The sequence below is a fragment of the Paraburkholderia sp. SIMBA_054 genome, assembly GCF_046534875.1.
In the GTDB taxonomy this organism is placed as follows: domain Bacteria; phylum Pseudomonadota; class Gammaproteobacteria; order Burkholderiales; family Burkholderiaceae; genus Paraburkholderia; species Paraburkholderia hospita.
Genome location: NZ_JAWRXV010000047.1, coordinates 20,951 through 47,014, shown reverse-complemented (window position 1 = coordinate 47,014; position 26,064 = coordinate 20,951). Strand labels below are relative to the sequence as shown.

The 26,064-nt window shown below is 60.9% G+C and carries 20 protein-coding genes and 1 pseudogene; 15 read left to right on the top strand and 6 right to left on the bottom strand.

Annotation, left to right across the window (positions count from 1 at the left end; translation table 11 throughout):
* Nucleotides 1–82: 82 nt before the first annotated feature.
* The gene (locus SB822_RS39405) at nt 83–673 is read right to left on the bottom strand and encodes a TetR/AcrR family transcriptional regulator (RefSeq protein ID WP_090838315.1); all 591 of its coding nucleotides are present in this window, start codon (nt 671–673) and stop codon (nt 83–85) included.
* A 151-nt stretch (nt 674–824) separates the two neighbouring features.
* Between SB822_RS39405 and SB822_RS39400 the strand changes: the two genes are divergently transcribed.
* On the top strand, nt 825–1,598 hold the full coding sequence (locus SB822_RS39400; protein ID WP_410857178.1) for an SDR family oxidoreductase: 774 nt from the start codon (nt 825–827) through the stop codon (nt 1,596–1,598).
* A 96-nt stretch (nt 1,599–1,694) separates the two neighbouring features.
* On the opposite strand, the gene SB822_RS39395 is transcribed toward SB822_RS39400, so the two are convergent.
* The 3 genes from SB822_RS39395 to SB822_RS39385 all read right to left on the bottom strand — a co-directional run bounded on the left by SB822_RS39395 (nt 1,695) and on the right by SB822_RS39385 (nt 5,051).
* Nucleotides 1,695–2,399 carry a PepSY-associated TM helix domain-containing protein gene (locus SB822_RS39395; RefSeq protein WP_079486737.1) on the bottom strand — a complete coding sequence of 235 codons (705 nt, stop codon included), beginning with the start codon at nt 2,397–2,399 and terminating at the stop codon, nt 1,695–1,697.
* 326 nt (nt 2,400–2,725) lie between these two features.
* Complete coding sequence (locus tag SB822_RS39390) at nt 2,726–3,817, bottom strand: aldose epimerase family protein (RefSeq protein WP_007737733.1); 1,092 nt, start codon at nt 3,815–3,817, stop codon at nt 2,726–2,728.
* 31 nt (nt 3,818–3,848) lie between these two features.
* Entirely contained in the window at nt 3,849–5,051 is a 1,203-nt protein-coding gene (locus SB822_RS39385; protein WP_007737732.1) for a XylR family transcriptional regulator, read from the bottom strand.
* A gap of 956 nt (nt 5,052–6,007) precedes the next feature.
* Between SB822_RS39385 and xylA the strand changes: the two genes are divergently transcribed.
* The 7 genes from xylA to SB822_RS39350 all read left to right on the top strand — a co-directional run bounded on the left by xylA (nt 6,008) and on the right by SB822_RS39350 (nt 14,574).
* Nucleotides 6,008–7,333 (top strand): xylose isomerase, encoded by a 1,326-nt coding sequence (xylA, locus tag SB822_RS39380; RefSeq protein WP_410857177.1) that lies wholly within the window; start codon nt 6,008–6,010, stop codon nt 7,331–7,333.
* Between the two features lie 212 nt (nt 7,334–7,545).
* Nucleotides 7,546–8,574, top strand: coding sequence for a D-xylose ABC transporter substrate-binding protein (xylF, locus tag SB822_RS39375; protein WP_042307384.1), 1,029 nt, complete (start codon nt 7,546–7,548; stop codon nt 8,572–8,574).
* Between the two features lie 74 nt (nt 8,575–8,648).
* Nucleotides 8,649–10,226, top strand: a complete 1,578-nt coding sequence (gene xylG / locus SB822_RS39370; RefSeq protein ID WP_090838324.1) for a D-xylose ABC transporter ATP-binding protein — start codon at nt 8,649–8,651, stop codon at nt 10,224–10,226.
* Nucleotides 10,223–11,419 carry a sugar ABC transporter permease gene (locus SB822_RS39365; protein WP_410857176.1) on the top strand — a complete coding sequence of 399 codons (1,197 nt, stop codon included), beginning with the start codon at nt 10,223–10,225 and terminating at the stop codon, nt 11,417–11,419. Before xylG ends, SB822_RS39365 begins: the two co-directional genes overlap by 4 nt.
* A 454-nt stretch (nt 11,420–11,873) precedes the next feature.
* Nucleotides 11,874–12,623: a type IV pili methyl-accepting chemotaxis transducer N-terminal domain-containing protein gene (locus SB822_RS39360; RefSeq protein ID WP_410857175.1), complete on the top strand. Its 750-nt coding sequence runs from the start codon at nt 11,874–11,876 to the stop codon at nt 12,621–12,623.
* A gap of 55 nt (nt 12,624–12,678) precedes the next feature.
* Entirely contained in the window at nt 12,679–14,076 is a 1,398-nt protein-coding gene (locus SB822_RS39355) for an MFS transporter (RefSeq protein WP_090838326.1), read from the top strand.
* Between the two features lie 288 nt (nt 14,077–14,364).
* Nucleotides 14,365–14,574, top strand: a complete 210-nt coding sequence (locus SB822_RS39350; protein WP_090838328.1) for a hypothetical protein — start codon at nt 14,365–14,367, stop codon at nt 14,572–14,574.
* 759 nt (nt 14,575–15,333) lie between these two features.
* Here the strand turns inward: SB822_RS39350 and SB822_RS39345 are convergent.
* Entirely contained in the window at nt 15,334–16,989 is a 1,656-nt protein-coding gene (locus SB822_RS39345) for a sialidase family protein (RefSeq protein ID WP_410857174.1), read from the bottom strand.
* Nucleotides 16,990–18,332: 1,343 nt separating this feature from the next.
* Here SB822_RS39345 and SB822_RS39340 point away from each other — a divergent pair.
* The 6 genes and pseudogenes from SB822_RS39340 to SB822_RS39315 all read left to right on the top strand — a co-directional run bounded on the left by SB822_RS39340 (nt 18,333) and on the right by SB822_RS39315 (nt 22,149).
* Nucleotides 18,333–18,557 carry a hypothetical protein gene (locus tag SB822_RS39340; RefSeq protein ID WP_410857173.1) on the top strand — a complete coding sequence of 75 codons (225 nt, stop codon included), beginning with the start codon at nt 18,333–18,335 and terminating at the stop codon, nt 18,555–18,557.
* Nucleotides 18,554–19,234, top strand: coding sequence for a TIGR01841 family phasin (gene phaP, locus SB822_RS39335; RefSeq protein ID WP_410857172.1), 681 nt, complete (start codon nt 18,554–18,556; stop codon nt 19,232–19,234). The genes SB822_RS39340 and phaP overlap by 4 nt, the downstream gene beginning before the upstream one ends.
* A gap of 176 nt (nt 19,235–19,410) precedes the next feature.
* Complete coding sequence (locus SB822_RS39330; protein ID WP_410857171.1) at nt 19,411–19,674, top strand: hypothetical protein; 264 nt, start codon at nt 19,411–19,413, stop codon at nt 19,672–19,674.
* Between the two features lie 428 nt (nt 19,675–20,102).
* The gene (locus SB822_RS39325; RefSeq protein ID WP_410857170.1) at nt 20,103–20,417 is read left to right on the top strand and encodes a hypothetical protein; all 315 of its coding nucleotides are present in this window, start codon (nt 20,103–20,105) and stop codon (nt 20,415–20,417) included.
* A gap of 249 nt (nt 20,418–20,666) precedes the next feature.
* Nucleotides 20,667–20,858: pseudogene (locus SB822_RS39320) on the top strand (hypothetical protein); the annotation flags it as partial.
* A gap of 121 nt (nt 20,859–20,979) precedes the next feature.
* Nucleotides 20,980–22,149 carry a GNAT family N-acetyltransferase gene (locus SB822_RS39315; RefSeq protein ID WP_410857169.1) on the top strand — a complete coding sequence of 390 codons (1,170 nt, stop codon included), beginning with the start codon at nt 20,980–20,982 and terminating at the stop codon, nt 22,147–22,149.
* Between the two features lie 2 nt (nt 22,150–22,151).
* On the opposite strand, the gene SB822_RS39310 is transcribed toward SB822_RS39315, so the two are convergent.
* Nucleotides 22,152–22,457 (bottom strand): hypothetical protein, encoded by a 306-nt coding sequence (locus SB822_RS39310; RefSeq protein WP_090836442.1) that lies wholly within the window; start codon nt 22,455–22,457, stop codon nt 22,152–22,154.
* 499 nt (nt 22,458–22,956) lie between these two features.
* On the opposite strand from SB822_RS39310, the gene SB822_RS39305 reads away from it, so the two are divergent.
* Nucleotides 22,957–26,055 carry an acetoacetate--CoA ligase gene (locus SB822_RS39305; RefSeq protein WP_410857195.1) on the top strand — a complete coding sequence of 1,033 codons (3,099 nt, stop codon included), beginning with the start codon at nt 22,957–22,959 and terminating at the stop codon, nt 26,053–26,055.
* Nucleotides 26,056–26,064: the final 9 nt, after the last annotated feature.

The window sequence follows — 26,064 nt, the reverse complement described above, 5'->3', positions numbered from 1 at the left end:
CAAGGCGTGACGTGCGTGGACAGCGGCGCGTGCGGATTGCGTCGCGCTTTTGAAGCAGTTCTTCGTTCGGCGCGCCTGCCGCTCAGGCTTTCTCGCCCGCAATATCGCCGACCGCGCGCCGCACCGCCCGCAGAATGTCGTTCGCGAGTTCCGGCTGCGCCTTCAACACTGCGCGCGACGCCGCGATCGCGCCGATCAGCGTCGACGAAATCGCAATCGCCTTCTCGCGCGGGTCGCCCTTCACCTTGTGGGCGCGCAGGTGCCTTTCGAACACAGCCGTCATCAGTTCGAAGCCTTCGCTGTAGCGCGCGCTGATCGTCTCGTCCTGACGGCCGATCTCGCTCGCCGACGCCGCCATCGCGCAGCCGTTCGCGATGTCGTCGCGTTTTTCTTCCGACAAATAGCTGTCGAGCAGTTCGCTCAGGCTCGGCGCATGGCCATCGGGCGTCCGGGTCATGCGTTCGTGGCCGATCTGCAGACCGTGCGCGAGCGCTTCCGCCGCGAGCGCTTCCTTCGACGGGAAGTGCGCGTAGAGCGCGCCGTGCGTGAGCCCCGCCGCCTTGCCGATTTCGGCGACACCGACGCCGTCGATGCCGTGTGTCCTGAAGAGGCGCGCGGCCGTTTCGACAAGGGTCGCGCGGTTTTGCGCCGCCTTTTCCTTGCTGACTTTCATCGCTTATCCACTTTCCGCAACAAACCGGTGAGAAAAACCGCTTGACACGTATTGATTGCGGTCACTATCATTAATTTAAGATTGCAGTTGCAATTATAAACCAGTTGCTGGCGGATGTCCGCCCCCAACCTCAATTTCTGGAGAAATCCTCATGTCATTCGCAAACAAGACGGCACTCATCACAGGCGGCAACGGCGGCATCGGTTTCGCGGCGGCGCGCATCCTGATCGCGCAAGGCGCGCGCGTGGCGATCACGGGCCGCGACCAGAAGAAACTCGACGAAGCGGCGACCGAACTGGGCCCGAACGCGCTTCCGATCCGCGCGGATCTGGACGATCCCGCAGCCATCGACGACGTGATGAAGGTGATCGCCGACAAGTTCGGCAAGCTCGATATCGTGTTCGCGAATGCGGGCGTGAGCGGTGCGACGCCTGTCGGCAGCACGACGGCCGAGAAGTTCGAAGCGATCATGCGTACCAACGTGACGGCCGTGTTCCTCACCGTGCAGGCTGCCGTGCCGCTGATGGGCGAGGGCGGTTCGATCGTGCTCAACGGCTCGGTGATGCGTCAGCTGGGTGCGCCGGGGTCGTCGGCGTATTCGGCATCGAAGGCGGCGATCTCCGGCATGGCGCGCGTGCTCGCTTCGGAACTCGTTACGCGCGGGATCCGCGTGAACACAGTGATTCCGGGCGGCACCCGCACGTCGATCTGGACGCGCGGCGACCGTGAAGGTGCAACACTCGACGCGACGGAAACGGCGCTTTCGCCGATGATCCCGATGGGTCGTTTCGCGCTGGCCGAAGAAGTGGCGCAGGCGGCTGTGTTCCTCGCATCGGATGCGGCGTCGGGGATGACGGCGGCGGAGATCGTCGTTGATGGCGGCAATACGGGAGCGCCGATGGGCGCGCCGGCGTTCCGCCGTTAAGCGGGTTAGCGGCTTTAACGGTTTCGAAGGCTTCAACGAAAAAGGGCGATGCACAGCGGTGCATCGCCCTTTGTTGCATTCGATGAGCGCGACGCGTCAGAACATCCCGGCGACTATAGCCGCGACGATCGACCCGAGCACCAGCACCGCACCGATCGTGCGGCGTTTGTTCAACTGCGTCCACAGCAAGACGCCTGTCAGCGACAGCAAGATCACGCCGCCCGCGAACGTGTCGATCACCAGCACCCAGCCGACGCTCAGGCCCACGCCCTTGTGCAGATTCGTCAGCGCGGCGAGGAAGGTGTTGGCGCTGCGCTTGACGGTCACATAGTCGTTGCCGACCCAGTACTCCGCCTGCGTGTTCTCGCCAGGCGACGCGAAGCTCACCTGCCAATGTTCCGGCTGAACCGCCTTGCGATCACCCCATGCGACGGGATGCGACGGCTCCTTCTGCACGCGGCCCGGCTTGCCTTGCACCTTCAGCTCCTGCTTGAGCCACTTGGCGAGATCGCGCGGCGATTCGGGCGCGGGCTGCGGCAGCTTCACCTGCAGCGACTCGACCTGCGGCTCGCCCGTTGATACGCGCAGTGGGCCGCCGCGATGGTTCAGCAAAAAGCCGCTCGTGCCCATCAGAAGACCGAGCGCTGCGCCCCACAGGCCGATCCAGCTATGCACCTTGCGCAGCCAGCGGATGAACGTGATGCGGCGCGACCCGGCGAGCGGCGCGCCGTTGTCCGCGCTTTTGCTTTGCCCATTGGCGCGCGCGGCGGAATCGATGGCAACGGTTTCGGGTGTGTTCAAAGGTCACTCCAGGGGCAAGACAGCGTAGGGTTGCAACTGACCGCAACCGTCGTCGAAATGGCTGGCGCACGCGTCGAGCCGTCGATGCTGGCGACGCGCGTGATGCTTCGTGACGGAATGACCATCGGCGGGGGATGCGATGGCGGTTGCTGGCTGGCCGCTTTGCCCTTGAATGGGGCGCCGCAGTGGGCTGGCTTTGAGATCAGAAAAGGCTGCCTATGATTTCACGGCGTAATGAATGCCGCAATCATCGGGCGCGAATTACAACAGCGGCAATGTTTCGACAGATTACGTAAGGAATATGGAAGCTATGCCGCCGCAAGTGCTCAACGCACGCCGAGCCGGTAGACGGTGGTGTGGCGATAACGTTCACCGGGCCGCAGCACGACCTGTTCTGCGTCCGGCATGTTGACCTGATTCGGAAACGCGCCCGTTTCGAGGCACAACGCCGCGTGCTTGCCGTATGTCTTGCCGTTGCGTCCGTCGACGCCCGCGAGAAAGTTGCCCGTATAGAACTGCATGCCTTTCGCGTCCGTCGATACCGTCAGCTCTCGTCCGCTGGCGGGATCGTAGAGCGTAGCGGCCGTGCGCGTCGCCGCGGCGCCATCACGCAGCACATAGCAATGATCGAAGCCGCCTGCGCGCGCGAGTTGCGCATCCGGCCAGTCGAGGCGCGCGCCAATCGGCGCACCTGCGCGAAAGTCGAACACGCTGCCTGCCACGTCTTTTCTTTCGATGGGAATCATCGCGTCGTCGACGGCGAAGAAGGCGTCCGCATCGATCGCGATCACATGGCCGCGAATATCGGGCGCATCGGCGAGCGCGTCGCCGGACAGATTGAAGTACGCGTGATTCGTGAGGCTGATGGGCGTGGGCGCATCGGCGGTTGCGTCGTAGTCGATCGTGAGCGCGCCGTCGTCGTCGAGCGCATAGCGCACGGTTGCCGCGACCGCGCCGGGAAAGCCAGCGTCGCCTTCGGGCGATTCGTGCGACAGCACCAGCGCGCCATCCACTTCGCGCGCATGCCACAGCGCCTTGTGGAATCCGTTGATACCGCCGTGCAGCAGGTTGTCGCCGTCATTGCGGTCAAGCTGATAGACGACCCCGTCGAGCGTAAAGCGCGCCTGCGCAATACGGTTCGCCCAGCGGCCGATAGTCGAGCCGAAGAACCAGCGGCTCGCCAGATAGTCGGCGGGTGTTTCATGACCGAGCAGGACATCGGCGACGCGGCCCGCGCGATCGGGCGCATGCCACGAGACGAGCGTCGCGCCGAGATCGCTGATGGCGGCACGCATGCCGTGCGCGTTGCGCAGTGTGAACAGACGAATGTCGCCGAGACCGGGCAACGTGCCCCAGCGATCGACCTGGACGCTGGATGAGAGAGGGGTATCGGTGCTGTGCATGTCGGCGAAATTCATGTCGGTCGCGGATCAAACCAGATTAAGGCATTTATGCGGATGGCGCATTGTGAGTCGATTGCGCGGCTTGCATGCGTTCCTGATACTCGCGCGGCGTGCAATCGAGTTCGCGCCGGAACACGGCGTACATGTACTGCAACGAAGTGAAGCCGCAGCGGATCGCAACTTCCGCGCTCGACATGTCCTGCTGCGTGAGCAGCTGCTTGGCGACATCGAGTTTGTGCTTGAGGATTTCCTGATGCACGGTGCAGCCGAGTTCGCGCCGGAAATAATCTTCGAGCGACGAACGCGACACACCCACGTAATCGGCGACCTGTTCCGTCTTGATGCCCTGGCAGGCGTATTGCCGGATGTAGTGACGCGCGCGCATCACGTAAGGGCTCGCGAGCGGCTCGTGCTTGGTCGATTCGCATACGTTGATGCCGACGGGCGGCACGAGGATGCGACGGCCTGCGAAGCGTGCTCCGCCCAGCATCTGATGCAGAAGGTGCGCGGCTGTGCGGCCCATTTCCTCGGTGCCCTGAATCACTGATGAAAGCGGAATGCGGGTGAGCGAGCGCGTTAGCGGATCGTTGTCGATGCCGATGATTGCCACCTGCTCGGGCACGGGGATGCCGCTGATCAGGCATGCCTGTAGTACTTGACGCGCGCGGGCGTCCGTTACCGCGATGATGCCGACGGGCTTCGGCAGGCTTTGCAGCCATTGCGTGAGTTGCACGCTGGCCTGGTGCCAGACGGGGGCGCTGGTCGGTAGGCCGCGGTGCACGTCGCCCTCCATTCCATCTGCTTGCAGCAGCGTGTTGAATGCGAGTTCGCGTTCTTGCGCCCAGCGGTTGGTCGGGGATTCGGGCAGGCTGTAGAGGGCGAAGCGTTGCAGGCCGGCACCGATCAGATGTTTATACGCGAGCGACATGAGTTGCATGTTGTCGGTCGCTATGTAGGGCAGATTCGGTGGGTACTTCGATGCGTCTTCGTATGAGCCGCCTACGGCGACAACGGGTAAAGGAGAGTCGGCGAGCGCTTCAGAGACTGCTGGGTCATCAAAGTCAGCGATGAAGCCGTCGCCTTCGAAGCGTTCTATGCCATTCAGGCGTGCGCGGAAGTCTTCCTCCAGGAAGAGGTCCCAGGCGACTCGCGTTGAAAGCAGGTAGTTGCCGATGCCTGTGATGATTTCTCTGTCGTAGACTTTGTTTGCATTGAAGAGCAGTGCAATTCGGTGCGTTCGCTGGGGCATTTGCTCTCCGAGCAGTGAGGGTTGCTTTTGCCTTTTCGCTGGCATCCGCGCTACGGTGTTTGCTGTTCAAGCGTCGCCCCTGTGCGGGGCGGCACCTACTTTTCTTTGCCGCCGCAAAGAAAAGTAGGCAAAAGAAAGAAAGCGGCTCACACCGCCAACATTTCTTCCTGCCTGAGGGCCCCCAAACGGCCCCACGCTTCACACGGCAACGCACTCGTTCACGCACGTTGCTAACGCTCCGAACAGACGCATCACCCGCTTCAAGCTCTCATACACAGGCTAGCGGCAGCGAATGGTCTCTGCGGCCCAGGTGGCAAACTGTGTGTAGGCCGTAGCACCATACACGTCTCACTTCGGACGCGAACACACGACGTGCCTCCATGTAAGAGCGCTATCGTGTACGCCGCGACAACCTACACACAGTTTGCCGCTATAGAACCGAAAACATTCGACAACATTAACCCATAGTGCGGGCGTTTGGAGTGGGTGATGCGTTTATTCGAAGCGTTGGCAACGAGCATGAGTCATGTCGTTGCCGCGTGAAGCGTGGGACCGGTTGGGGACCCTCAGGCAAACACAAGATCTCGCGGTGTTAGCCGCTTTCTTTTGCCTACTTTTCTTTGCGGCGGCAAAGAAAAGTAGGTGCCGCCCCGCACAGGGGCGACGCTTGAACAGCAAACACCGTCACGCGGATGCCAGCGAAAAGGCAAATGCACAGGGGCGACGCTTGAAGCACGAAGGCAAAACACGGATGCCAGTAAAAACCCTGGCAAACCAAACCAAAAACTAAGCCAACCCCACCGCGCCAATTCTATGCGCCCCCATCCCCCTGCGCCAGCAACTACCAAGAATCACCACCCCCGCTGGCGAATTTCGCAATTGCTCCGCAAACCCGTAAGCATCAGCATGACGTCACATCAAGCAGCTTAGCTGCACCAACTCATCAGGAGACGCGCATGTCCTACTTCGAACATTTGCCCGCCGTGCGCTACGAGGGCCTGCACACGGAAAATCCGTTCGCCTATCGCCACTACGACAAGGACAAACTGGTGCTCGGCAAGCGAATGGAAGACCATCTGCGCCTGGCCGTCTGCTACTGGCACACGTTCGTATGGCCGGGCGCTGACATGTTCGGACCAGGCACGTTCGAGCGTCCATGGCATCGCTCAGGTGATGCGCTAGAAAAGGCGCATGCCAAGGCCGATCACGCGTTCGAACTGTTCCAGAAACTCGGCACCCCGTTCTACACATTCCATGATGCCGACGTAGCGCCCGAAGGCGACAGCATCAAAAGCTACGTGAACAACTTCAAGACGATGACGGACGTGCTCGCGCGCAAGCAGGAGCAGACGGGCGTCAAGCTGCTGTGGGGCACAGCGAACCTCTTCTCGCATCCACGTTATGCGGCAGGCGCAGCAACCAACCCGAATCCCGATGTGTTTGCGTTTGCCGCAACCCAGGTATTGAACGCACTGGAAGCAACGCACCGCCTGAACGGCGAGAACTACGTGTTGTGGGGCGGCCGCGAAGGCTACGAAACCCTGCTCAACACAGACCTGAAACGCGAGCGCGAGCAGCTCGGCCGCTTCATGAGCATGGTCGTCGAGCACAAGCACAAGTTGGGCTTCAAGGGCGCACTGCTAATCGAGCCGAAACCGCAAGAGCCGACCAAGCATCAATACGACTACGACGTCGCGACGGTGCACGGCTTTCTCACGCAATTCGGCTTGCAGGACGAAATCCGCGTGAACATCGAAGCGAATCACGCAACGCTCGCGGGCCATTCGTTCCATCACGAAATCGCCAATGCATTCGCGCTCGGCATTTTCGGCAGCGTCGACGCAAATCGCGGCGACGCGCAAAACGGCTGGGACACAGACCAGTTCCCAAATAGTGTCGAAGAACTTACGCTCGCGCTCTACGAGATCCTGCGCAACGGCGGCTTTGAGACGGGCGGGATGAACTTCGATGCAAAGGTCCGCCGCCAGAGTATCGATCCCGAAGACCTGGTGCACGGCCATATCGGCGCAATCGACGTGATCGCCGTCGCGCTTGAGCGTGCCGCTCATCTCGTCGAGAACGACCGCCTGGGCGCGTTCAAGCAGCAGCGCTATGCGGGATGGGACAGCGATTTCGGCCGTAAGGTGCTGGCGGGCGGTTATTCGCTCGAATCGCTGGCAAGCGATGCAGTGCAGCGAAACATCGCGCCGCATCATGTCAGCGGACAGCAAGAGCGTCTGGAGAACATCGTCAATCAGGCAATCTACTCAGCAGCTAAATAGGTAAGGCAAAGGCACGAAAAAACGTTAGCAGCGCCGGTAGATTTCGCAATTGCTCCGCCGGCGCGCACGGCACACGCTGTCGTGCGAACAAAAATGGGGCGGCTTTCAAAATTGACGCTCGCGAACAGGTATTCGCAGCGCACCCTGAGGTTAAGACGGCGGTTCGACTCTCTCGCATTCGAAACTGCACGCAACCCTAAATGGAGTGAGACATGAAATCTGCAATGCGTCGTTCCGTATTGAGTTCCCTCGTTTGCGCCGCAATGGCCGCCGGCCTGACGATGGTCGCGCCGCTCGCGCACGCGAGCAAGGACAAGCCCGAAATCGGCTTCTGTATCGACGATCTGCGCGTCGAACGCTGGTCGCGCGATCGTGACTATTTCGTCGCCGCAGCGACGAAGCTCGGCGCGAAAGTCTCCGTGCAGTCCGCCGACGCGAGCGAAGCGCGGCAAATCTCGCAGATCGAGAACCTGATCTCGCGCGGCGTCGACGTGATCGTGATCGTGCCGTTCAATTCGAAGACCTTGGGCAATGTCGTCGCCGAAGCGCACAAGGCAGGCATCAAGGTCGTGTCGTATGACCGGCTGATTCTCGATGCCGACGTCGATGCCTATATCTCGTTCGACAACGAGAAGGTTGGCGAACTGCAGGCGCAAGGGGTGTTTAACGCGCAGCCCAAAGGCAACTACTTCCTGCTCGGCGGCGCGCCGACCGACAACAACGCGAAGATGCTGCGCGAAGGGCAGTTGAAGATACTCAAACCGGCAATCGATCGCGGCGACGTGAAGATCGTCGGCCAGCAGTGGGTGCCGGAATGGAGCGCGGCGACGGCGCTGCGTATCACGGAAGATGCACTGACCGCGAACAACAACAAGATCGATGCGATCGTCGCGTCGAATGACGGCACGGCAGGCGGCGCAATTCAGGCGCTAGCCGCGCAGAAGATGGCGGGCAAGGTGCCCGTGTCCGGCCAGGATGCGGACCTTGCGGCTGTGAAGCGCGTGATCGCGGGCACGCAGACGATGACCGTGTACAAGCCGTTGAAGCTGATCGCAGGTGAGGCGGCCAAGCTCGCCGTCGATCTCGCGAAGGGCGACAAGCCCTCGTACAACGCGAAGTACGACAACGGCAAGAAGCAGGTCGATACCGTGCTGCTGCAACCCACGCTGCTCACCAAGAGCAATGTCGATGTCGTGATCAAGGACGGCTTCTATACGCAGGCGCAACTGGCTGGCAACTGATAGCGGGCGCGGGCGCTTCTGATCGTCACAGACAGAAGCGCTCGCGCATCTTTCATCCATCCAGGACATTACGCATGGCACAAGCGCTTCTGGAGTTGCGCGGCATCGCCAAATCGTTTGCCGGGGTGAAGGCGCTCGACGGCATCGATCTCGTCGTCGCGCCCGGCGAATGCGTCGGACTGTGCGGCGAAAACGGCGCCGGCAAATCGACGCTGATGAAGATCGTCTCCGGTGTCTATCCCCATGGAGAGTGGTCCGGCGAAATCCTCTGGGACGGCAAGCCACTTGTTGCGCAGAACATCCGCGATACCGAACGCGCAGGCATCGTCATCATCCATCAGGAACTGATGCTGGTGCCGCAATTGTCGGTGGCCGAGAACATTTTCCTCGGCAATGAAATCACGCTGCCCGGCGGCCGCATGAATTACGCGGCGATGTATCAGCGCGCCGACGAACTTTTGCGCGAACTGAATATCACAGGCATCAACGTCGCGCAGCCGGTGATGAACTATGGCGGCGGGCATCAGCAATTGATCGAAATCGCCAAGGCGCTCAACAAGCAGGCGCGACTGCTGATACTTGACGAGCCTTCTTCGTCGCTGACGGCGGCGGAAACGAAGATCCTGCTCGATATCGTGCGCGATCTGAAAAAGCGCGGCGTGGCTTGCGTGTACATCTCGCACAAGCTCGATGAAGTGGAAGCCGTGTGCGACACGATTACCGTGATACGCGACGGCAAGCACGTTGGCACGCAACCGATGAAGCAGCTCACCACCGATCGCATCATCGCGATGATGGTCGGGCGCGAGATCACAAATCTGTTTCCGCGCGAACCGCATGAGATCGGCGACGTGATCTTCGAGGCGCGCAATGTGACGTGCTATGACGTGACGAATACGAACCGAAAGCGTGTCGATGATGTTTCCTTTGCGTTGCGCAAGGGCGAAATTCTCGGCGTCGCGGGACTGGTCGGCGCGGGGCGCACGGAGTTGATGCAGGCGATTTTCGGCGCGTATCCGGGTGTGAGCGAAGCCGAAGTGTGGATGGGCGGCAAGCGTCTGAAAATCCGCGCACCCGCCGATGCGATCGCGGCAGGCATCGCGATGGTGCCCGAGGACCGCAAGCGTCACGGCATCGTGCCGCAGCTGGGCGTGGGTCACAACATCACGCTGGCGGTGTTGCAACGCTTTGCGAAAGGCGGACGCATCGATACCGCATCCGAACTCGACACGATCAACTCGGAAATGAAGCGCCTTTCCGTGCGCGCGGCTTCGCCGATGCTGTCGATTGCGAGTCTTTCAGGCGGCAACCAGCAGAAGGCCGTGCTCACGCGCATGCTGCTCACCAATCCCTCTGTGCTGATCCTCGACGAGCCGACACGCGGCGTCGATGTCGGCGCGAAGTTCGAAATCTACAAGCTGATGTTCGCGCTCGCGAAGCGCGGCGTGTCGATCATCATGGTGTCGTCGGAATTGACGGAAGTGCTCGGCGTGAGCGATCGCGTGCTCGTGATCGGCGAAGGCGAGTTGCGCGGCGATTTTGTGAATGACGGTCTCACGCAGGAACATATTCTGACGGCCGCCATCGCGACGAACCCGAAAGACGCGGACACGAAAGGCAAGGGCCCCACTCAACTGGCGAGCGTCGCATGACTCCTGATCTCACTTCTTCCGATAGCCACGCAAAACACGGCGCGTCGATCGCATCGGGACAGCGTATCAAGCAGCTGTTCGCGCGCTACAAGCTGCTCGCGTTGCTGCTTGCCGTCGCCGTCATCTGGGTGTTCTTTTCGTTCCTCACGGAAGGCGCATTCGTCACACCGCGCAATCTGTCGAACCTGTTGCGGCAGATGTCGATCACGGGAATGCTCGCGTGCGGGATGGTGTTCGTCATCATCTCGGGCGAGATCGATCTGTCCGTCGGGTCTCTGCTTGGGCTGCTCGGCGGCGTCGCGGCGATACTGAACGTCACGTATCACTGGCCGCTCGCGGCGACGCTGCCCGTCGTGATGTTGCTCGGCGTCGCGATCGGGCTTTTCAACGGCTGGTGGTCGACGTATCTGCGTGTGCCGTCATTCATCGTCGGGTTGGGCGGGATGCTCGCGTATCGCGGCGTGCTGCTCGGCGTGACGGGCGGATCGACGATCGCGCCGGTGTCCGACAACTTCGTCTTCATCGGTCAGGGCTACTTGCCGCGCATTGCTGGCGACACGCTCGCTGTCGTGCTGTTTGTGCTGCTCGCCGCGTTGACCGTGCGGCAGCGGCAGAAGCGGCAGCATTACAACCTGAGCGTCGTGCCGCTGTGGCAGGACGGCGTTAAGATCGTCGCGACGGGCCTGATCCTGCTTGCGTTCGTCGCGACGCTCAACCGTTATGGCGGTATTCCTGTGCCCGTTTTGCTGTTGCTCGCGCTGCTCGGCATTTTCACGTACATCGCGACGCAAACCGTATTCGGCCGGCGCATCTATGCGGTCGGCTCGAATCTCGAAGCGACGCGGCTGTCAGGCGTCAACACGAACCGCGTGAAGCTCGCGATCTTCGCGCTGATGGGGCTGATGTGTGCATTCGGCGGCCTCATCAATACGGCGCGGCTCGCGGCGGGCTCGCCGTCGGCGGGTTCGATGGGTGAACTCGATGCGATCGCGGCGTGCTTTATCGGCGGCACGTCGATGCGCGGCGGCTCGGGCACCGTGTATGGCGCGCTGATCGGCGCGCTCGTGATGGCGAGCCTCGACAACGGCATGTCGATGCTCGACGTCGACTCGTACTGGCAGATGATCGTGAAGGGCGGCATTCTCGTGCTCGCCGTTTGGATCGACGTGGTCTCGGGGTCTGACCGGCGCTAGCGCAGAGCGCACGGCCGTGGTGCGCTGCACCACGTCATAGCATCGGCGCGCTTCGTTGAGGCGCGCACAGGCGCCCTGAGAAGGGCGCTTTTTCATTGGCGTGACGTAGCGGCAAGAAGCATTGCGCGAAAAATCGAAGAATACGCGCACGTCCCGTCCAGCAAGCGATTGCGCGCTCCGCAAGCGCACTGTGAAGTCCCTTTCGAGATGCATGCATCGGCCAAAAACAGGCCGATGGCATACCTATTGCGTTATCCGCCGCGTAGCCAATGGCGGCTGCAACGAATTCCGGTTTTTTTCAGGGACGCTCGCAACGCGAGCGGACCGATGGGGCAACGGCGTCCCGAAACGCAACGTGCGAGGAGCGTTCGATCCATGCGATCGGGCGACGCGCGTGCGCTTCGGGACGCTTTTTTTTTGCGCAACCGAAAAGCGCGCATCGACGCGATCCAGCATGACGAACGAGCAGATCACCACGCAACGCAGTGAAGTGTCCGGACAGACGATCGGCGAACTGATCAATCTGTCGGGCCGTCAGCGGATGCTTTCGCAACGCATCGTGCTGCATATGTTGCTCGCGTCGCATGGCGATATGAATGCGCTTGCCATTACGCGCGAATGCCTCGCGACGTTTGCGGCGACACATCGCGTGCTCGTGAACGGCAATGATCACTTGCCCGGCGTGTTCTCGGATGCGTTACAGCAACTCTATTACGGCACGCGCAAGGCGGATGAACGCGTGCAGCGCTTCATCGCGTTGACGGACGAAACGGTCGCGTGCGTCGAGGCGAATGACGACGCGTCACGCGAGCAGGTCGATGCCCTAGTCGCGCAGGCGACGCCGCTGCTCGAACTGCTGCAGGAAATCACGCTGGCCTATCAGAACGAGATGCGCGGTATCGAAGCTGCAACGCAGCGCCGTCAGGCCGCGATCGCAGAACAGCTATCGAGCATTTCGATGCAGGCGAACATCGTCGCGTTGAATGCGCGCATTTCGGCGGCGCGCGCGGGTTCGTACGGCCGCGAGTTCGCCGTGATCACGACGGTGCTCGCCGACATCATCAAGGAGATGGACACGCTGATCTACAGCGTCGTCGATCGCGACACCGACGACGCGTCGTCGCGGCGCGGCGCGCCCCGCAAACCGGCGCATCACGTCGCGCAGTCTGCGCGGCCACGCGCGACCGAACGTGCTTTCCCCTAGTTCTTTGCTCGACCCCACGCATCAGCCCTGTTTTCGTTCAATGTGAGAGAGACCCATGAAAAACCTGCTGAATTCGCTTGCGAGCGGTAACTGGCGCGCACTGCTTGCGTGCTTCCTCTACTTCGATACCGGCTTCACCGTCTGGGTCATGTTCGGGCCGCTCGCGCCGTTCATTCACAAGGACATCGCGATGTCGCCCGCGGAACTGGGCTTCCTCGTCGCGGTACCCGTGCTCGGTGCGGCGATCCTGCGCGTGACGCTCGGCAATCTCTACCAGGCTTGCGACGGACGGCGCGTCGCGCTGATGGGCATCGCGCTGTCGGCGATTCCTTCCGTGGTGCTGCTGCTGATGCCGGGCACGCCGTCGTACACGCTGCTGCTGATTCTCGGCGTGTTTCTCGGCGTCGGCGGCGCGAGCTTTGCCGTTGCGCTGCCGATGGCGGGTAGCAACTATCCGCCGAAAGTGCAGGGTCTGGTGCTGGGTCTGGCGGCTGCGGGCAACATCGGTGCGGTGCTCGACGGTTTCATGTTCCCCGCGCTCGCCGATCAGTTCGGCTGGGCGAAAGCTGCGGGCGCAGCGCTGCCGCTGCTGGGTCTTGCCGCGATCGCGCTGTTCTTCTGGGCGAAGGATCTTGGGCAGAAGTCGGGCAGCGGCGTGCAGGCAATGCGCAGTTTCATCGTGACACTGGTGGGTCTCGTTGCGCTCGTGGTCGCCGTGCATGCGGGCGTGTTCGGCACGGGCAAGACGGGCGTGCTGCTGCTGCCCGTGCTCGGCGCACTGCTCGCGATTGCGGTGCTGCCGAAGCACTATCGCAGCGTGCTCGTCGAGGGCGATACGTGGGTGGTGATGCTGGTCTATAGCATTACGTTTGGTGGTTTCGTCGGCATGTCGTCGTATGTGACGACGCTGCTGATTTCTCTGTATCAGATGCCGCGTCTTGAAGCGGGGCTCTTCATGTCGCTGCTGGCTTGCATTGGTGCGCTGGTGCGTCCTGTCGGCGGTCTGGTCGCGGATCGTATTTCGGGTGTGCGTGCGCTGGTGATCCTGCTTGCGGCGATTTCGCTGTGCGACTTCCTGTTTGCGGCGTGGATGCCGCCGGCGTCGGCTGGCATTGCGTTGTTGATCGCGATGTATGTGTGCTTCGGGTTGGGCAACGGCGCGACGTTTCAACTGGTGCCGCAGCGCTGGAAGGGCAAGACGGGCTTGATGTCGGGGATCGTCGGCGCGGCGGGGGGCATCGGCGGGTTTTATCTGCCTGTGATCATGGGCATCGCGAAGGAAGGCACGGGCAGCTATCAGATGGGCTTCGCGACGTTCGGCGTGCTGGCGGCGCTTGCGTTCGGCCTCGTGGTGCTGCACCGCGCGCGCTGGCTAGAGTGGGCGTTGCCGAAGGAGAGCCTTGTGGTGGTCGAGCCGATTCGCGCGGGGGTGAGTGTGGATAGCGGGGCGTGATGACGGTTCGCTGTAGTCACGCTTTTCGTTGAATGATCGCCAGCGCATTGTGCGCTGGCGATTGTCATTTTGGGCCTCGTCACGCGCGAGTTGTTTGTCTTATGAATTGGACACGCCGATCGTTCGATCCTTCGATGCGCAATACGGTTCAATCCCGATGCGGCGAATTCATGTTTTAGCCATTTTTTCGCGGTAATCTCCTGACCTGAGGATCCAGTTTCCCTTTTTCGTGCTGGCAGTTTGCCATTCCCGGTGCTACCACCGAGCGGATTGCGGAGAAGAACTGATATGCAAAGTGTGATTGTTTCCGAGAGCTTCGACGGACATCCCGTCGACATCATCCTCTGCGAACTCGCTGCATACGAGTGGGCGTGGGAGGTTTTCAATTGGACCAACGAATGGTACGCACGTAATGCTCCACGGCGCCTCTGCTGCAGTCAGGAAACGGCATTGCTTGAGGCAAAAGCGGCAATCGAGCTGGAGCTTGCCAAGGCGTAGCGAACACGCCAGATCGCTATCCGCGTTTATTCAGCGCCGTTCGCCGCGCTGAGGATTTTCTTCCTGTGGGGATTGCGGCAGCAGCCGCGGAACTTGATTCGATGCATGATCCCCTGATTTTTGGCGCGTTATGCGCTTGTCATGCGTGCGTTCAAAACCCCGAGTCGCTGTGATGTCACGTGCGCGTTAGGGCGCGCTTGCCGGGAAAACACGTGACGTCGTTTCATTCATTGCGACCTGCCTGATGCAAGCTGCGTCCGTTTGATTCGTAGCGCCGGGAATGTCGTCCCGCGCAGCGTTGAGCGACACGTGTGCGTTCCATTCTCAGTCATGTCGACCTCGGCAGGCGTCGAACAACCCTCAACGACAAGGGAAGTTCGCAGAAGATGCGGAGCGCTCATACACTGAACTTCCGGGCTCGGCCATGAACGGTCCTTCGCGCAGGCTGGTGATCTCTCATGGTAACGTCGGATTGATATCCCGCTACGGACATTCTCTACCTGTTACAGACAGGTCAACATGGCCAAACCATCAAACCACCGGCTTCTCGCGTATGTCTTCATTTTCGAATGGCTGGTACAAGAAAAAGAAACGGAGACCATAAAAAAGATCTTGCGTTTTGTAGTTCATGGGACGGGAGTCCAAGGCGATCACGCAGCGAAAAGATTGCTGCAGTATCGCGGCGAACTCGCCGATTCCCGCCCCATATGAGTTGTTGCGGGGATTGGGCGGCGACTCCCCAGTCGCCGCCGCTTGCGCTCACGGCAACGTGATTTTGCGCGTGAATTCGGACGTCACGTTGGGACTTGTGGCTGTGCCGAACACCGGATAGAAGGTCGCGGGCCCGCTAGCAGCCAGACCCATGTAATCGCCGAGGAAATGGCCACCCGCCACGGGAGCGTCAAGCATGTTGAACGAGGCGTCGGTCAGTCGTCGCTCATTGACCCAATTGGCGGGGTTTGTGCACGCTGTGGCAGTCGAGCAGAACACCGCGAAATAGTCGGTGCCCTCGAAGCCGGCAGGAGTGTTCGTGTCGTTACGGAAGTCATAGTAGGTCACCACGATCGTATTGCCGTCGCCCGACGCCACGACCGCAGGGATGAACGCCTGCTGACGGCAGGGCTTCGCGCCGTTTGACGGCGTCTTGTTGATCATTACTGGCGTCGACCAGGTGGCCCCGCCGTCATCCGACTCGCTGAAAACGATCCCGTCGATCGGAACCGATCCAGTGGGCGTGGTGCAGGTCGCATTCGAAAAGCGATCGTCCTGCCAGGTGAGATAGATCGCCCCCGACTTTGGGTTCACAGCGACACTGTAGAGAATGGAAGCATCGCGTACCGGCTGGCCGCTGTCCGGAGTTACCACTCCGACCACGCTAATATCGTGGGGGAATGTCGGCCCTGTCCAGTTCACGCCTTTATTTGCGGACCTTATATACCCGATGCTCAGACCCGATGGCGTGACATTGATCGCGGTGAAGAAATCGAGCAGGGTCCCGTCAGGCAACACCCGCACAATGTTGTCGATCGTTTGTGCGTTCGTGCCCGGCTGGTAAATGGGGGTGGCCGTACTCCATGTCACGCCGTTGTCGATGGATCGCGAGAAGAAACTCGGGCCGGTGAAATTAAACTTGAACAAGGGGGCACCGCCCGCTGCTGACGCTGCAGCTTTACGCAATTTGCGCGCGATCAGGACACCATCGTTTTCCGCGAGCAACTGGGCGGCGTCCTTCGTTTGTGGGAACACGCTCAGCTGATCCCACACCGCATAGACGTATTCGTTCGCGGTCGGATCGGCGGTGAGGGAGTTCTTGTCATTGAGCACGTGCGGCGAGTTGTTGCGAATCAGCGTAACGGGCGGTTGCCACGTCGCGCCGTGGTCGATGGAGCGACTGACCAGCATCGCGCTATTGCGTGCGCCAAACGGAGTCGTCGGCTGCGCGGGGTCCAACACCAGCGAGAAAAAGAATGCCGTCCCGTCTTGCGCAAAGTCTACCCAGGGATCGGACGCGCGACGGAATTTGCCCCCGGTACAGTCAGTAACGCCGGATGGGATCGAGTTGGTCCAGGTGCTGCCCGCATCGTTGGAGACGACGCCGACGAGCCCGCGGGAGCCACCATTGTTCCAGCGGTCCTGCTGGTGGCCGACGAGGAGGCGAGACGGGTTGATCGGATCGGTCGCCACCCATGGCTCGATCGACGTGGCCGGAAACAGGACACTCCCGAATGCTGACTCCTGCGCATGCACCTGGTCTGCCGTGCATCCGTTGAATGGATCGCCTGCGGCCACCGTGACGAGCGATCCTAATGTCTGCGCCTGAGAGCCTGGCCCGATCGCGCACGTGAGCGCGATGACACCGCCTGCTGCGATGCCTTGGGAAACAAACCTGGATAGGCGTCTGAAATTGAATTTCATTGTGTGCCTCGCGAAAAAGGGTAAAACGCCTCCGCACTGCCGGGTTCTGTCACCCGTACCCATGCGAAAACGACTTGCTCCACCGCAAATCCAACGCTTGCTACCTCCCATCGAGAGATGAACTGATGCGCCTCCGATGCACCTACGAAAACACACTAGATCGCGGGGACAGGATTTGTGTGAAAAATTCATTACGGGTGCTGGTTCATAACGCGCCGTCCCCATTGTTATTGACGTGGTATGGGGTTTGCAGAAAGACGGTTGAAGCATGTATGTGCTTGACGAAGCAGGATGGCGCCTCACAAGTGCCCTTTCAACGGTAAAACTACCGCCGATCCGGCTCATGGCAGGAAGAAGGTGACTGCATCGGTGTTTCAGTTTTAAGTCGATGTCAGAAGCATCGTCTATCATCCGGGATACTGATTAATCTGCGCGGCGATGTACCGCACTTTGCGCGCCCGCCGAGGCATGGCAGGGCCCCAAAAGCAATCTGGCGACACCTGTCCCGGGGTGCCAGGTTACCCCCTCGTTGTGGACATTGACGAGGTGAACTTGCGAGCGGCAGAACGGGTCGGGGTGCTGCCCGATACGGAAGCATCATCGGTGGAGCTTACCGCCAGTTCATCGTTGGACTGGGTGCGGCCATCTACGGCCATTCGTTTTTGCGTTTAGATGGTTCAAGCGGCTGCTCGACTCAAATAACAGACCTTCGTGCTCGGATCGAGCGATGAACCGACCGTGCATACGGAACCGAATGCCGCCCGCTTGAAGTGCGCTCCGGCCTCGCCGCGCAGCGGCGCAGAGCCGGCGTTTGCGTCACAGCGAACATCCCCACCTGAAGATCACATTCAGGCTCGGACCGTTGAAACGCAGCGTTTGCACGAGTTGATTGATCACCCGAGCCGTAGAAGGCGAGATACCGGTAGGTCAAGCTCACATCGCCCCACTTCATCGCGTAGCCGATGCCTGTCATCGCCTGCCACGTGAACTGACGAGTCGCCGGAAGAGTTCTGGATCCGAGGGCTCGAGCCAGAACCTGAGAGACGAACACAGCCATTCTGACGTTCATCGGGCATCGGGTGTTTCCCTTGTTGCCTTAAGGCCAACTACGTGCGAACCGCTTCAGGGCTGGAATCACCATTTTTGTCTGATAAAAATCAGACTATCAAACACATATTGTTCATACACGATATTCATTTTTCTGCCCCGATTTGGACTTAACATTCCCATTCCAAAACTCTGGACTGTCAAAAACGAAAGACTGGAATACCTACCGACCGTTCACGACAGCGGTAATTTTGCCTTACATAACGTTCATTCCAGTAGACCCGGGAGACACAGACATGCTAAGTCCTCACGAATTCGCCACATTGATGCTGGTCAGGGCCGCACCTGACCAGATCGACCCCGGGCGCGGGGAACTCGACACCCTGCTGGAACACCAGCTGGTGGCACTCGAACGACCCGCGTCTGGGCAACAGCGTCTCAGGCTGACCCGCGACGGCGACGCAGTACTGCAGGCTGTTGCGCCGCGACGGTGGAGCGAAAAACTTCAGGGCCAGGGATGATTAATATCCTGTTCTTCCCGCCGCCCCCCGTCGGCGATGCTACTCCCGCGCAGCGCGCAACGCCCGTTGGCGCGACCCCCACGCGTGATCACCTTTACAGAAGTTTCACCAAGCCCACCGAGGAACAGCTTGCTACAAGCCAGAAGACGAACCTCGATACGTTCTTCGGCCTTAGCGGCTGTATGGTCGAGGGCGTTGGGAAGCTCGCCGAGCTGAATATGCAGGCGACCCGGGCGACGCTTGCTGAGACCCTTGATCTGGCACAGAAGGCGCCGTCCGTGAAAGAGACGGAGCAATGGCTGGCTCTGCAGAACAGCTTGGCGGCGCTCGCCGCAGAGAAGATACAGGCCTGGAGCCGGCAGGCGTTTGACATCGTTGCCGCCACCCAGGCCGACCTGGTGCGGTGCGCGCATGCGCAGTGGGAAGCGCAGGTCAGGCAAGCAAAAACGCAGGTGGAGGGCCTTGCGAAGAGCGCGCCGGCCGGCTCCGAGGCCGCCGTAGCCGCGCTGGACCAGGCGATCACTGCCGCGAATGCGCTTTATGAAACTCTGGAGCAGGCTGGCCGGCAGGCAGTGAGGCCACCCGAAGCAACCTCGATATGGCCGCCGCGGCAGCCTGGAAGAGCGCTCGGCGCGGAATCGATCCAGTATCGCGGGCAGCAAAGCGATAACGACTGATCTCTGGCGCTAGCATGGCGATCGGTACGGCGGTAATGTCGGGCTGAATTGCGAAAGTGCAACCCGAAGTGTGGTCAGGCCAGTAGCGGTCAAAACTAATGTGTCACGGTACGAGATTTGCATCGCTTTACAAGCTGATCCTGAAACCAGTATCGAATTGATGTTCCGGAGACTTCATGTTTTTCTATCATCACGGGGTGGCGATTCAGCCGTCGGTCGCAAGGAGCGGCAGGACGTTTGTCGCACGAGTTTCCATTCTCGAGGAAGACGGGGAAGCGACCTCGCTCGGGGATCTCGGGCATTTTGCGAACCGGCAATCGGCGTACACGTTCGCCTTGCGTTGTGGTGCTGCATTCGTGGACGACGAACCGATGCCGAGGCCTCCATGTAAGCTCGTGCCGTCACCGGCCAACCCTGACGGTCAGCACGCTAATACATGAGTTTTTGCGCTTTATCCAACGAGCGCATCAGGTGTGACTCCCTCGATCGGATCGCCTATTGCCGTGAGGGGGCTCATATCGGTGTTCCTGTCTCGAGCCTCTGCAGTGCCCTTTGCCTCCTCGCTGGAATTTGCTACGAGGTTGCTACCACAACCAATTCAGCCTGGGTCCAGTGCGGCGTGCGCTGCGTCGCTTGCTGAAGCGGCAGAGATCCGGCCACAAGCCGACACTCGCCATTACCGTCACGTGGCAATTTGAGTGGCGGCTTCGCCTCAAACAACGGACCTCCACGGTCGAACGGCACCAGACCGGTCATCGCAGGCTGTATAAGGTGTTTCGTCTTGCTGGTTTCGTAACCGTGCCGTGCAGACCGGGCTCGACGAGTTCACTTCCCGAGGATTCCCATTACAAGCCGCGCGACTTCGCCGGTGTCGGTGGAACGTGGAATCCCTGAACCATCGCAGATCACGGTGGGTGTCGCCCGACCAGTGGCGGCCGACGAGCCGGTGCCCGCCGACATCGACAACCTGATGTCCCTGCTCGCACAGGAGGTTCAGCGCCGCAGACATGAACACCTCGTCGCCTTGGTGGTTCAGCTGCGGTATGGCCTCGACATGCCGGTGAAAACACTCGCGCGCGGGACGAGTTCTTCAATGAAACCGGCAGAAGCCAGCAACAGCTCGCCGCCGAACCATCGCGGGTTGGCAAGCCGTCGGCCGGCCACCGTCTCGAGGCAAGAGTGAAAAACGGAAATTAGCCAGATGCCAATCGATGCGGGAAAAAACAGACGTCGTGGCTTTACGGGCAAGAACCGATACCGACCGGACGGGATTCCGATTTAACATTTTGGGTCCCGGCTTGAAGGCTGCTGAGTTCGCAAGGCTTGGTTATCAAATGACTGAAATAGCTACCGAGTAGTGACATTGCCGGGGGCTTTTACGGTAACTTATGCTTATCGGCAATGTCCATCCAGATAATACGGAGACACGTACATGCTGAGCCCTCACGAATTCGCCACTCCGATGCTCGTCAAGGCCGCCCGCGAGCAAATCGACCTGAACCGCGAAGAGCTTGACACCCTGCTGGAACGCCAGGTGGTCGCCCTCGAACAGCCGGCGTCCGGAGCCCAACGTCCCCGCCTCACCCGTGAGGGCGTTTCAGTTCTGCGAGCGGTTGCCCGAAAACACCGAGCGGCAACCCGCCCGCAATTATCGGTCATGCGCGTGCCACGTCTGGCGCGCATCATCAGTCCACTCACGCGATCCCGCCTCCTCTATACATGCAGGCGGGCCGAACGAGGGCACTATGAACGACAGTAATATTCGGCTCGATATCATCCGAGATGAAGCGGCCTTCACTGCGCTCAAGTCTGAATGGGAACTATTGTGGCTGAAAGCGAATGGGCGGTATTTTCAGCGCTACGATGTTTCTCTGCTAGCTTGGCTTAATGTAGCTAAACCTCGCGGACGCGCTCTACACTGCATAGTGATGCATGAGAACGGTGAGCTGTGCCTTGTGTGGCCTCTGGTCACGCATCGTCGCGCACTTTGGAGATACCTCCTCCCGCTAGGTTCAGATTCTGCTGACTATACTGGCCCGTTGATGGAAGACCGCCGCGATGCTGCAATGCTGGTAGAACGCGCTTGGAAAGCCGTACGCGCGGAGTGTAAAGCAGATTTAATACGCCTACCGTATATGAACGAAGGATCTGCAATTCATCGTATTGCGCAACGGGAGAAACATATTCTCAGTGCACAAAAGAATGTTTGCTGGATTGCGAATTTACATGAATACAGCGATTGGGCTACCTATACTAAGTCGCTGGGTGCGTTGTTCAACAAAAAGCCCGGTCAGTTAGAGCGACGCCTCGATAAAGAGGGCAAGCTTGAAGTTTTTATGATGGATCCAAAGAATCGTAAAGGGATTGCTGAAGTTATTCACTGGATTCTTGCAATCAAACGTGAGTGGGCCGAGAAGGTTAATAAGAAAGGCGCTTGGCTGTTCTCACAGCACTATGAGAATTTTCTTGTAGCCACGCTCACATATGGGGGTGATAATGCGCCCGCAAGCATACACGTTGTGAAGTTTAATGATGTGCTGATCTCCGCTTGCATTATGAGCCACGGCAATCCACTTGCTACCGGTGTTATATCCGGATTCGACTTGAAGTATAGTCAGTACAAACCTGGTTCAATTGCATGGGAAGCTGCCATCAAATGGGCGTTTGAACAAGGGTACGATGTTGACTTCTGCCCGGGGTCGGAAAAATATAAGGACTACTGGACACATGGCAACCGCAGCTATACTTGGTCTATGCATGTCGCTAACAACACATGGGGCCTTTTGGGCTATAGGGCCGCGAGCACTGCAAAAGTCTTGATCGCAGCGGTTAAAGGTTTGAAGCCAGGTTCCAAGGAGGCGACTGCAGAAAGTGGACGCACTGGGTCTTCACCGCAAGATCCAGTCAGCGAATAGATTTAAGGCATTGCTCGTTGCGCGGATTTCGCTTCCTCCGGCAGCCTAGGCAAACTTGGTCGCGCTGTACCCCGTGTCGATGCCAATTTTTGCACCGGCGGGTGTGAGTACGGCGTGCGGTGACGACCGATCGGGCGGGCGTTGAAGTTCCTCGCGCCGATCGTGTCGAAGGGAGCGTTGACCTCGTAGTCCTCGAAGGGTTTGCTCCCGGACAGCACCCGCTCGAGCAGCGTGCGCAGCTCGGGAATGTTCCACTGCCCGCTGCCCAGTTCGTAGAGAAGGCGCTCCTGCGTGTCGGCCGGCGTCAAGCCTTCGCTTCACTGCGCGTCTTGCTAACGCCGCCCTTGCTCCCGTCACGCGAGCTCGGGCCCGTTCGTCCGTGGCGAACACCCTCCCAAGGGGTGTAACAAGGTGCTCATCAGAGCGTTCGTCCTTTCGGCCTTTGTTGCTCTGACGAGGCACAGAAGAGCCTACTACATGCCGCATAACGCGCGGCCGACCACGACACATGTCGCACAAACCAGGTTGACATAGCCAGCGACGCAGAGCGGCCGCCGGAATCACGGTTTCTTCCGGCCAGTTTGGTTCGGCGACGAACAGATCGCACCATCGCAAACCAATAACGTGGTGACTCGGGTGACCCACCCTAATCTCTAAGTGAATCATCCCGCCGCAAGCGACCGGGGTCTCAACTGCGCGCCCCAAACGCCGGTCTTCGAGCGGCCTGCGCCGCAGCGCGGCGCTTGCATGCTACGGAAGGATCTGATCATGAAAGATCTGGAGCGCCACGGCTCCGCCGAGCGCGTTATGTTTGTGCCGACCGAACGATGCATCGCGGCATCCCGGATCACTGAGTTCACCGCGGCGCTCGAAGCACACACCGGCCTCCTGCTGGCCGACTACGCGGAGCTGCACGCGTTCTCAGTACGCGAGTACCGGACCTTCTGGCGATTTTTTCTCGGCTGGTGTGAAGACATCGATCACGGCGGCGAGACCGAGCCGGTCTGTGTCGGCGACGACTGCGAGCACGCCACCTTCTTCCCCGGCGTCGAGCTCAACTATGCGGACAACCTGCTCAACCTGAGGGTCACCGGCGCCGATGCGCCGGCGCTGTGCGAATGTCACGCCGACGGGCTACGGGTGCGGATCACACGCGGCGAGCTGCGCGAGCGCGTCGCGCGTCTTGCCAGCGCGCTCGAACGCCTGGGAGTGCGCAGCGGCGATCGGGTTGCAACGGTGATGCATAACGACGCGCAGGCGGTGGTCACTGCGTTGGCAGTCGCGGCGATCGGCGCTACGCTGTCGAGCGCCTCGCCGGAGATGGGCGCCGACGCGCTGATCGACCGCTTCGCGCCGCTCTCGCCACGCCTACTGTTTGCGCACATCGCAAGCCGGGGCTCCAATACCGGCCGCACGCCGGCGGCAAACGTCGCGCGGCTGGCGGCCGCCTTGCCTTCGCTCGAAAGGATCGTCTTCCTCGACGACGGGCCGTTGCCGGGCAACGTCAAGCTGCCGGTTCATTCGCTCGGCGCGCTGATCGCCCAAGCCGACGCAACGGCCTTCGTCTGGCGGCGCTTCCCGTTCAACCAGCCGCTCTTCATCATGTTTTCGTCAGGCACCACCGGCAAGCCGAAATGCATCGTGCACGGCGCCGGCGGCACGCTGCTCGAACACCTGAAGGAACACCGACTGCATACCGACCTGCGCGCGGGCGACAAGCTCTACTTCCACACCAGCTGCGCCTGGATGATGTGGAACTGGCAGTTGTCGGCGCTCGCGTCCGGGGTCGAGATCGTCACATATGACGGCCCGCTCGCGTCCGTCGATACGTTGTGGCAGCTGGTCGCCGACGAGCGCGTGAGCATGTTCGGCACCAGCCCGGCTTACCTGAAGATGTGCGAACAGGCGGGCCTCGAGCCCGCACGTCAATTCGACCTTTCGGCGTTGCGCGCGATGATGTCGACCGGCGCGGTGCTGTACGACGGGCAATATCACTGGGTGCGCGAGCATGTTGGTAACCTGCCGCTGCAGTCGATCTCCGGCGGGACCGATATCATCGGCTGCTTCGTGCTCGGCAACCCTAATCTGCCGGTGTATGTCGGCCAGGCGCAATGCAAGAGCCTTGCGCTCGACGTGCAGGCGTGGGAGAACGGCGCGCCCGCGCACGGCGTCGGGCAACTGGTCTGCGCGAATCCGTTCCCGTCACGACCGCTCGGTTTTTTCGGCGATGCGGACGGCTCCCGCTTTCATAAAGCCTACTTCATGGCGAATCCGGGTGTCTGGACACATGGCGACCTGGTCGAGTTCTCGACGCAAGGCTCCGCGCGCATGCACGGCCGCTGCGACGGCGTGCTGAACGTGAGTGGCGTCAAAGTCGGTCCTGCGGAGATCTACCGTGTACTGAACGACATCCCCGGTATCCGTGACGCGATGGTCGTCGATGGGCGTGCTTTGCCCACTTCAGCCGCCGGGCGGGGCGCTGCTGTGAGCACGGGCGTGCCGGCGCGTTCGCGTGAGCGCTGCATTGTCCTGCTTCTTGTGCTGCAGGACGGCGTCGCGCTCACCGTCGCGCTGCAGTCGCAGGTGCGCCGTGACCTCGCACGTCGCGCGTCACCAGCGCACGTGCCGGACGTGATCCTCGCGGTCGATGCATTGCCGGTCACGCACAGCGGCAAGCCGTCCGAAGCCGCTGCGCGCGATGCGATCAACGGGCTGCCGGTTGCCAACGCAGCGGCGTTGCGCAACCCCGAATGTCTCGACGTGATCCGCCAGCATCCAGCGCTGAATCTCGCGATGCGCACGCTGCCGCCGCCCGGCACCACTCGCGAGGCGCTCGAGCCTTACCTGCAAGCGCTGTGGGAGAGCCTGTTCTGCTTCAGCCCGATCGCTCGCGACGACAATTTCTTCGATCTGGGCGGCGATTCGCTGCTCGCCGCCGAGCTGGCGACGCATGTGCGTCAGGCGACCGGCCGCACGATTTCGCTCACGACGCTCCTTACGGCGCCGACCATCGCCGGGCTTGCCAACGCCATCGTCAACGATGCGGCCGACGCCCCGGCAGAATCGCTGGTGCTGATGCGCGCTGGAAGTGGTACGCCGCTGTTCGTCGCCCACAGCGTCACCGGATCGGTGCTGGAATGCCGTGCGCTGATCGGCGCGTTGCAGAGCCCGCGGCCGGTGTACGGGCTCATCGCGCGTCTTCTCGAAGGCAAGGAGACTGCGCAACAGGACGTCGTCGAGATGGCACGCGGCTATATCGAGCAGATACGCATCGTGCAGGAACACGGGCCGTACGCGCTGTTCGGCTACTCGTTCGGCGGGCTGATCGCGATGGAGATCGCGCAGCAACTGCATCGCGCGGGCGAGGAGATCGAGTTGCTGTGCATGCTCGACACGTACGTGCACGAACATTGTCTGCCGTTGGATGCGTGGCTGCGTCATCAGGTTGGCTACGTCACGCGGCAGTGGCAGACGCTGCGTGAGATGCCGGCTGCGCAGCGCGGACGATTCATGCGCGGCAAGTTCGCTGGTGCGCTCGACCGCATGCGGCTGCGACTCGGACGCACCGCACACAAGCCGGCGCCTGATGCCGTCGGGCTGCCACCCATGCAGCGGCGCGTGCGCGAGACCATGCGGGTTGCGATGACGCGATACCGGCCGCGGCGATATCGCGCCGGACCGATCCTGTATATGGATGCGCTGATTCCGTTGGTGGACCGCGCCGATCCGATGTCACTGTGGCGACGTGTCGCGCGCGCCGGGCTGAAGGTCGTCGAGGTAGAAGGCGGCCACAGTGACATGCTCGTCGAGCCGTATTTGCTGGGGGTTGCACGGGCGCTCGACGACGCGTTGCGCGGCGACGCGCCGCCGTCCCAACCGTCGTCGCGCCCAATCCTACAAACATAGAAACTAGCG

Excerpts from the sequence above, each read along its gene's own strand:
- SB822_RS39405 (WP_090838315.1), bottom strand. The coding sequence starts at position 673 with ATGAAAGTCAGCAAGGAAAAGGCGGCGCAAAACCGCGCGACCCTTGTC.
- SB822_RS39400 (WP_410857178.1), top strand. The coding sequence starts at position 825 with ATGTCATTCGCAAACAAGACGGCACTCATCACAGGCGGCAACGGCGGC.
- SB822_RS39390 (WP_007737733.1), bottom strand. The coding sequence starts at position 3,817 with ATGAATTTCGCCGACATGCACAGCACCGATACCCCTCTCTCATCCAGC.
- SB822_RS39385 (WP_007737732.1), bottom strand. The coding sequence starts at position 5,051 with ATGCCCCAGCGAACGCACCGAATTGCACTGCTCTTCAATGCAAACAAA.
- xylA (WP_410857177.1), top strand. The coding sequence starts at position 6,008 with ATGTCCTACTTCGAACATTTGCCCGCCGTGCGCTACGAGGGCCTGCAC.
- xylF (WP_042307384.1), top strand. The coding sequence starts at position 7,546 with ATGAAATCTGCAATGCGTCGTTCCGTATTGAGTTCCCTCGTTTGCGCC.
- xylG (WP_090838324.1), top strand. The coding sequence starts at position 8,649 with ATGGCACAAGCGCTTCTGGAGTTGCGCGGCATCGCCAAATCGTTTGCC.
- SB822_RS39365 (WP_410857176.1), top strand. The coding sequence starts at position 10,223 with ATGACTCCTGATCTCACTTCTTCCGATAGCCACGCAAAACACGGCGCG.
- SB822_RS39360 (WP_410857175.1), top strand. The coding sequence starts at position 11,874 with ATGACGAACGAGCAGATCACCACGCAACGCAGTGAAGTGTCCGGACAG.
- SB822_RS39355 (WP_090838326.1), top strand. The coding sequence starts at position 12,679 with ATGAAAAACCTGCTGAATTCGCTTGCGAGCGGTAACTGGCGCGCACTG.
- SB822_RS39350 (WP_090838328.1), top strand. The coding sequence starts at position 14,365 with ATGCAAAGTGTGATTGTTTCCGAGAGCTTCGACGGACATCCCGTCGAC.
- SB822_RS39345 (WP_410857174.1), bottom strand. The coding sequence starts at position 16,989 with ATGAAATTCAATTTCAGACGCCTATCCAGGTTTGTTTCCCAAGGCATC.
- SB822_RS39340 (WP_410857173.1), top strand. The coding sequence starts at position 18,333 with ATGCTAAGTCCTCACGAATTCGCCACATTGATGCTGGTCAGGGCCGCA.
- phaP (WP_410857172.1), top strand. The coding sequence starts at position 18,554 with ATGATTAATATCCTGTTCTTCCCGCCGCCCCCCGTCGGCGATGCTACT.
- SB822_RS39330 (WP_410857171.1), top strand. The coding sequence starts at position 19,411 with ATGTTTTTCTATCATCACGGGGTGGCGATTCAGCCGTCGGTCGCAAGG.
- SB822_RS39315 (WP_410857169.1), top strand. The coding sequence starts at position 20,980 with ATGAACGACAGTAATATTCGGCTCGATATCATCCGAGATGAAGCGGCC.
- SB822_RS39305 (WP_410857195.1), top strand. The coding sequence starts at position 22,957 with ATGTTTGTGCCGACCGAACGATGCATCGCGGCATCCCGGATCACTGAG.